This window comes from Streptomyces niveiscabiei (assembly GCF_001419795.1).
GTDB classification, from domain to species: Bacteria; Actinomycetota; Actinomycetes; order Streptomycetales; family Streptomycetaceae; genus Streptomyces; species Streptomyces niveiscabiei.
Genome location: NZ_LIRL01000714.1, coordinates 1 through 6254, shown reverse-complemented (window position 1 = coordinate 6254; position 6254 = coordinate 1). Strand labels below are relative to the sequence as shown.

Below are 6254 nucleotides of genomic sequence, written 5' to 3'. Positions count from 1 at the left end.
GGGGTGCCAGGGGCGCTTGGGGTCCCGGGGATGTCCGAGGCGCCGGGGATGCCTGAGTTGCCGTACCCGTCCGGGTCGAAGGGGTCCTCGGCGTGCCGGTCGGCGTTGGTCATGCCGCACCCCCGTAGCCGGGCGGTGCACCGGGCGCGGCGCTGTCGTGGGCCGTGGACAGCAGCTGGAGGCCGAGGCGGAGCCGGCGGCGCGCCTCGTCCTCGGTGACGCCGAGATCGGCGGCGGTCTGGCGGTAGTCGCGGCGCTGGAAGTAGGCGAGTTCGAGGGCGCTGCGCAGGGGCGTCGGCATGGACTGGACGATGTAGTCGGCGCGGGCGGCGACCGAGGCGTGCCGGACGCGGTGTTCGAGGTCCTCGGGGGAGCCGGAGCCGCCGTGCGCGAGGTCGGCGGCGCCGGTGTCGCGCAGGTGCTGGACGGCGAGGCGGTGGGTGAGGGCGGCGATCCAGGTGCGCAGGGGGCCCTGCTTGGGGTCGTACGCGTCGGGGTGCTCCCACACGTGCGTGAAGACCTCGCGCGTGATGCGGTCGGCTCCGCGCTCGTCACCGAGCACGCGGTGGGCCAGGCCGTGCACGAGCGAAGCGAATCGGTCGTACAGCTCGCCGAGCGCCGCCGCCTCTCCGCGCGCCAGCCGCTGCTGCATCTTGCGGTCCCAGCGGGGCAGTGCGTCCTTCTTCGCCATGCGGCCCCCTCCACCCGTGTCTGCCGTCACCTCGAATGTAGTCGCCCCCTCTGACATCGCACGCTCGTTTGTCGCATTGTGCTCCCCGGACCCGTCATGAGGTGATAAAGGGGCTCTCCCGTCCGCCGCCTACCCCGGTCCGACACGATCAAGCCAAGATCGAAACAGATCATTTACGACCGATCGTGTACGGATCGCGTACCGATAATGCCCGGACATGACTCGATGAGAACCGGCCTCCTTCGTCCGGTGTCCGTTTCCCGTCCGGTGTTTCGGGGAACGGCCGCTGGGCAGCCGCGCTGCATGGAAACGAGGGGAAGCGAAGGGACCGCTTCCGGGGAACGGCCGTTTCCGGACCGGCGAGCGAAGGGCGTGGTGGTGGCGATCAAAGTGACCGGTGAGGAGCGGGGCCGTTGGGCCGTGCTCCATGTGGCGGGCGAACTGGACCTGGTCACCTCGACCAGCCTGCGCCGGCGGGTCCACGACGAGGTGGCCGAGGGCCGTCACCTCCTCGTCCTCGACCTCTCCGGCGTCCGGTTCTGCGACTCCAGCGGCGTGGGCGTCCTCATCGCCGCCCGCCGCCTCCTGCGCTCCTGCGGCGGCCGGCTGCGCCTCGTCCTCCCGGCGGGCGGCGGCCAGGACGCGCACGTCAACAAGGTCTTCGGCGCGCTCGGCGTGCGCCGGCTGTTCGACGTCTACGCGAGCCTCGACGAGGCGACGACGGAGGAGGAACAGCCGAGCCAGGTGTCGGCGTAGCGGATCGCCGCCACGGCTCTACGCCGCTACAGCGTCCGCCCGGCCTCGGTCACGAAGGCCGTCACCGCCGCGCGCGTGATGTCGCGGCGTCTTTCCAGCTCGGCCCGGTCGGGGGCCCTGTGGAGCTGGTCGGTCAGCTCCAGAGCCTCGCGCGCCCGCGCGACGAGCGCCTCGTCCGGCGTGAGCATCTGGACGCGGAACAGCGCCTCCTGGACCGTCGTCCGCTGCGCGTACCCCTCCAGGCGGGCCCGGTGCGCCTCTTCCGGCTCGTCGTCCTCGTGCAGCCGGAACCACCGGTTGAGCAGCACCCGTCGGTAGGTGACCAGCGCCCCCGCGTACGCGGAGTACGCGGCCATCCGCTCCTGCCGCAGCCGCTCCTCGCGCGTGAAGCGCTCCGCCCGCTCAGCCGCCCGGACCTGGAACCGGTGGGTGAGCCCCGCACCGAGCAGGGTCCCCAGCACCGCCACGAGGCTCGCCGTCAACGTCTCCACGCCGGACAGTTGATCACACCGCCCCGGCCCCTCTTCAACTCCCCGAATACCGCTCCCGCAGCTTGTACTTGAGCACCTTGCGCAGCGTCTCGTTACGCGGCAGCGCCTCGACCACCTCCAGCCGCTCCGGCAGCTTGTGCGCCGCGAGCCCCTGTTCGCGCAGGTAGGACACGAGGCTCGCGAGGTCCAACTCGCCGTCGGTGGAAGCCGGTTCCACGACCGCGCACACCAGCTCCCCGCGCTCCGCGTCCGGCAGCCCCACCACCGCGGCCTCCCCGACGCCGGGGTGCGCCGCGAGGAGGTCCTCGATCTCCTTCGCGGAGATGTTCTCGCCCTTGCGGATGATGACGTCCTTCAGCCGGCCCGTGAGGACGAGGTGCCCGGTGGGGGTGACGTACCCGAGGTCGCCGGTGCGCAGGAACCCGTCCGCGTCGAACGCCTCGGCGGTCTGCTCCGGGTCCAGGTAGCCCTGGCAGACGGCCTCGCCGCGCAGGCGCACCTCGCCGTCGACGATGCGTATCTCCATCCCTTCCGGCGGTCTCCCTTCCGTCGTCGCCAGGTTCTCCGGGGTGTCGTCCGGCGAGCCCATCGTGATCATCGGTACCTCGGTCATGCCGTATCCGTGCGTCAGCTGCACCTCCATCTCCCGTACCACCGCGTGGTACACCTCCGGCGGCTTCGGGGCGCCGCCGCCCGCGAGGAGCCTCAGCGTCGGGATCACCTTCGCCCCCGGCCGCTTGCGCTGCTCCGCGAGGAACATCGAGTAGAACGCCGTCGACCCGCCCGCCACCGTCACGCCGTGCCGCCGGAACTCGTCGAGCGCCTCGGGGAGGGCGAACCGCTCGAACATCACCGCCGGGAAGCCGTAGAGCAGCAGCATCACCGTGTAGTCCGGCCCCGCGATGTGGGCGTACGGGAAGGCCATCGACCCCACGTCCGTCTCCGACAGGCGCAGTGCGTGGGCGAGGCAGGCACCCCCGGCGATGAGCGAGCGGTCTGTGTGGAGAACGCCCTTGGGGTCCGAGGTCGTTCCCGAGGTCCAGTAGATCCACCGAACGGAGTAACCGTCGTCCGGCGGAGCGGGCAGCACGGCCGGATCGCCGGCCGGCAGAGCGTCGTACGCCTCGAAGATCCCCTTCGCGCCGAGCCGCCGGGCCATGCCGGTGTGGTCGAAGTCCCGCCAGACGCCCGGCACGGCGAAGAACTCGGCCCGGGACTCCCGCAGCGCGAAGCCGACCTCGCGGTCCCGGTAGAACGGGATCACCGGGCTCTGGACGGCGCCCAGGCGCGCGAGCGCGAAGGACAGGACGGCCGTCTCGATCCGGGTGGGGAGCTGCCAGGCGACGACCGTGCCGGGGCGCACCCCCATGCCGTACAGGCCGGCCGCCGTGCGCTCGGCGCCGTCGCGCAGCTCGCCGAACGTCAGCGTGCGGTCGTCCTGGAGGAGCACCGGGCGGTCGGGGGTGAGGGCGGCGCGGCGGTCGAGGAGTTCCCAGAGGGTGCGGGCGGAGCTCAGCGCGTGCGCGGTGTCGGTCACTTCGGGCCCCCTGCGTCTCTGACGGGTCGTCAGATCGTAGGGGCGTGCGCCTTGCCGGTCCAGGGGTGCGGGGCTAGTCTGCGCGTGACGACAGGATCTGACGGTCCATCAGATATCGGGAGTGGGGGCCTCATGGGCGAGCTGCCGCGCATCGTCAGCGTCGACGACCACGTGATCGAGCCGGCGCACCTCTTCGAGACCTGGCTGCCGGCGAAGTACCGGGAGCACGGGCCGAAACCGCTGACCGCCGGGATCGGTGAACTGGCCTACATCGGCGGCAGGTACCAGATCACGATGGACCCGGCCGGGCCGCCCGCCGACTGGTGGATCTACGAGGGCCTCAAGTTCCCCTACAAGCGCGTCATCGCCGCCGTCGGCTTCGACCGCGACGACATGACCCTGGAGGGCATCACGCGCGCGGAGATGCGCCCCGGCTGCTACGACCCGGTCGAGCGGCTCAAGGACATGGACCTCAACCACGTCGAGGCGAGCCTGTGCTTCCCGTCCTTCCCGCGCTTCTGCGGGCAGACCTTCGCGGAGGCGCAGGACAAGGACGTCGCCCTCGCGTGCGTGCGCGCCTACAACGACTGGATGGTCGAGGAGTGGTGCGGGGGCAGCGGCGGGCGGCTCATCCCGCTCTGCCTGATCCCCCTGTGGGACGTCGGCCTCGCCGTCGAGGAGATCCGGCGCAACGCCGCGCGCGGGGTGCGCGCCGTGACGTTCTCCGAGATCCCCACCCACCTCGGCCTGCCGTCCATCCACTCCGGCTACTGGGACCCGTTCTTCGCGGCCTGCCAGGACACCGGCACGGTCGTCAACATGCACATCGGGTCGTCGTCCCAGATGCCCGCCGCCTCTCCTGACGCGCCTCCGGCCGTTCAGGCGTCCCTGTCCTTCAACAACGCCATGGCCTCGATGATGGACTTCCTCTTCAGCGGCGTCCTGGTGCGCTTCCCGCGCCTCAAACTCGCCTACTCCGAAGGGCAGATGGGCTGGATCCCGTACGCCCTGGAGCGCGCCGACGACGTCTGGGAGGAACACCGCGCGTGGGGCGGCGTCCGCGACCTGATCCCCGAGCCGCCCTCCACGTACTACTACCGGCAGATCTTCTGCTGCTTCTTCCGCGACAAGCACGGCGTCGCCTCCATCGACGTCGTCGGCCGCGACAACGCCACCTTCGAGACGGACTACCCGCACGTCGACTCGACGTTCCCGCACACCAAGCAGATCGCCCTGGAGCACGTCGAGGGACTCGACGAGGAGACGACGTACAAGCTGATGCGCGGCAACGCGATCCGCATGCTCGACCTGGACCTCGACAAGTAGCGCCCATGGACCTCGCGTACACGCCCGAGGAGGAGGAGTTCCGCGCGCGCCTGCGCGCGTGGCTGACGGAAACGCTGCCCCAGCTGCCCCCGAAGCCGCCCCCGGACGACTGGCCCGCGCGGCGCGCGTACGACCTCGGCTGGCAGCGCAGGCTGTACGACGCCGGCTACGCGCACGTCCACTGGGACGCCTCCCCGACGGTCCGCCTGATCTTCCTGGAGGAGACCGAGCGGGCCGGAGCGCCCTACGTGGGCGCGGGCTTCGTGGGCCTCCTGCACGCGGGCCCGACGATCGCCGCCGAGGGGACGGCCGCCCAGCGCGAACGCTGGCTGGGGCCGATCCTGCGCGGCGAGGAGGTCTGGTGCCAGGGGTTCAGCGAACCGGACGCCGGCTCCGACCTCGCCTCCCTGCGCACGCGCGCGCGGCGCGACGGCGACGTCTACCGGGTCACCGGCTCCAAGATCTGGACGTCCCACGCGGAGGTCGCCGACTGGTGCGAACTCCTCGTGCGCACCGACCCGGACGCCCCCAAGCACCGGGGGATCACCTGGCTCGCGATGCCGATGGACGCCCCCGGGATCACCGTACGGCCGCTGCGCACGCTCGCCGGGTCCGCCGAGTTCGCCGAGGTGTTCCTCGACGACGTGCCGGTGCCGGTCGCGGGCCGGGTCGGCGACGAGAACGACGGCTGGCGCGTCACGATGGTCACGCTCTCCTTCGAGCGCGGCACCGCCTTCGCCGGCGAGGTGGTCGCCTGTCGCCGCGTGCTGGCCGAACTCGCCCGCGAGGCCCTGGCGGTCGGCCGCTGGGACGATCCGGCCCTACGGCGCCGTCTGGGCCGCCTGGACGCCGAGCTGCGGGCCCTGTGGCGGCTCGTCCAGTGGAACGTCTCGGAGGCGACCGCGAACGGCGTGCCCGGGGTGGGCGGCTCGGTCTTCAAGCTCCGCTTCTCGCACGCGCGCCAGGAGCTGTACGACGCCGCCGCCGAGGTGCTCGGCGACGCGGCGCTGGACCTGGACCGGCCGTGGGTGCTGGAGCGGCTGTCGTCGCTGTCGTACACGATCGCGGCGGGGACGTCGCAGATCCAGCGGACGATCGTGGCGGAACGGGTGCTGGGTCTGCCCAAGGGGCGCTGACGGGGAGGGACTTGTGAGATTCCGGCTGACCGATGATCAGCGTGCCCTGCGCGCGGGCGTGCGTGAGGTGCTCGACCGGCGCTTCGGGGCCGAGGCGCTGCGGGCCGCCGTGGGGAAACCCGCGCTCGACCGGGGGCTGTGGCGGGCCCTCGGGGAGGCCGGGTTCTTCGCGCTGCGGCTGCCCGAGGAGGCCGGCGGGGTCGGACTCGGGCTGCCGGAGGCGGTGCTGGCCTTCGAGGAGGCCGGACGGGCGCTGCTGCCGGGGCCGTTGGTGGCGACGCACCTCGCGGCGGGGGCGGTGCCGGGCGCGGCGGAGG

7 protein-coding genes are annotated in these 6254 nt (G+C 72.2%); 4 read left to right on the top strand and 3 right to left on the bottom strand.

The genetic code is table 11. The features are described from left to right. Window positions 1-109: 109 nt before the first annotated feature. Window positions 110-691, bottom strand: a complete 582-nt coding sequence (locus tag AOK24_RS31375; RefSeq protein WP_055723420.1) for an RNA polymerase sigma factor — start codon at window positions 689-691, stop codon at window positions 110-112. A gap of 372 nt (window positions 692-1063) precedes the next feature. Between AOK24_RS31375 and AOK24_RS31370 the strand changes: the two genes are divergently transcribed. Continuing rightward, on the top strand, window positions 1064-1447 hold the full coding sequence (locus AOK24_RS31370; protein ID WP_055723419.1) for an STAS domain-containing protein: 384 nt from the start codon (window positions 1064-1066) through the stop codon (window positions 1445-1447). Window positions 1448-1473: 26 nt separating this feature from the next. Here AOK24_RS31370 and AOK24_RS31365 read toward each other — a convergent pair whose 3' ends face one another. Together AOK24_RS31365 and AOK24_RS31360 are read right to left on the bottom strand one after the other, a co-directional pair. Beyond that, complete coding sequence (locus AOK24_RS31365; RefSeq protein WP_055723418.1) at window positions 1474-1938, bottom strand: cation:proton antiporter; 465 nt, start codon at window positions 1936-1938, stop codon at window positions 1474-1476. A 34-nt stretch (window positions 1939-1972) separates the two neighbouring features. Next, on the bottom strand, window positions 1973-3475 hold the full coding sequence (locus AOK24_RS31360; RefSeq protein ID WP_055723417.1) for a class I adenylate-forming enzyme family protein: 1503 nt from the start codon (window positions 3473-3475) through the stop codon (window positions 1973-1975). A gap of 132 nt (window positions 3476-3607) precedes the next feature. On the opposite strand from AOK24_RS31360, the gene AOK24_RS31355 reads away from it, so the two are divergent. The 3 genes from AOK24_RS31355 to AOK24_RS31345 all read left to right on the top strand — a co-directional run. Continuing rightward, the gene (locus AOK24_RS31355) at window positions 3608-4801 is read left to right on the top strand and encodes an amidohydrolase family protein (protein WP_055723416.1); all 1194 of its coding nucleotides are present in this window, start codon (window positions 3608-3610) and stop codon (window positions 4799-4801) included. Window positions 4802-4806: 5 nt separating this feature from the next. Beyond that, entirely contained in the window at window positions 4807-5937 is a 1131-nt protein-coding gene (locus AOK24_RS31350; protein ID WP_055723415.1) for an acyl-CoA dehydrogenase family protein, read from the top strand. Window positions 5938-5950: 13 nt separating this feature from the next. Next, a partial coding sequence (locus AOK24_RS31345) for an acyl-CoA dehydrogenase family protein (RefSeq protein WP_167376879.1) occupies window positions 5951-6254 on the top strand: 304 nt, incomplete at its 3' end.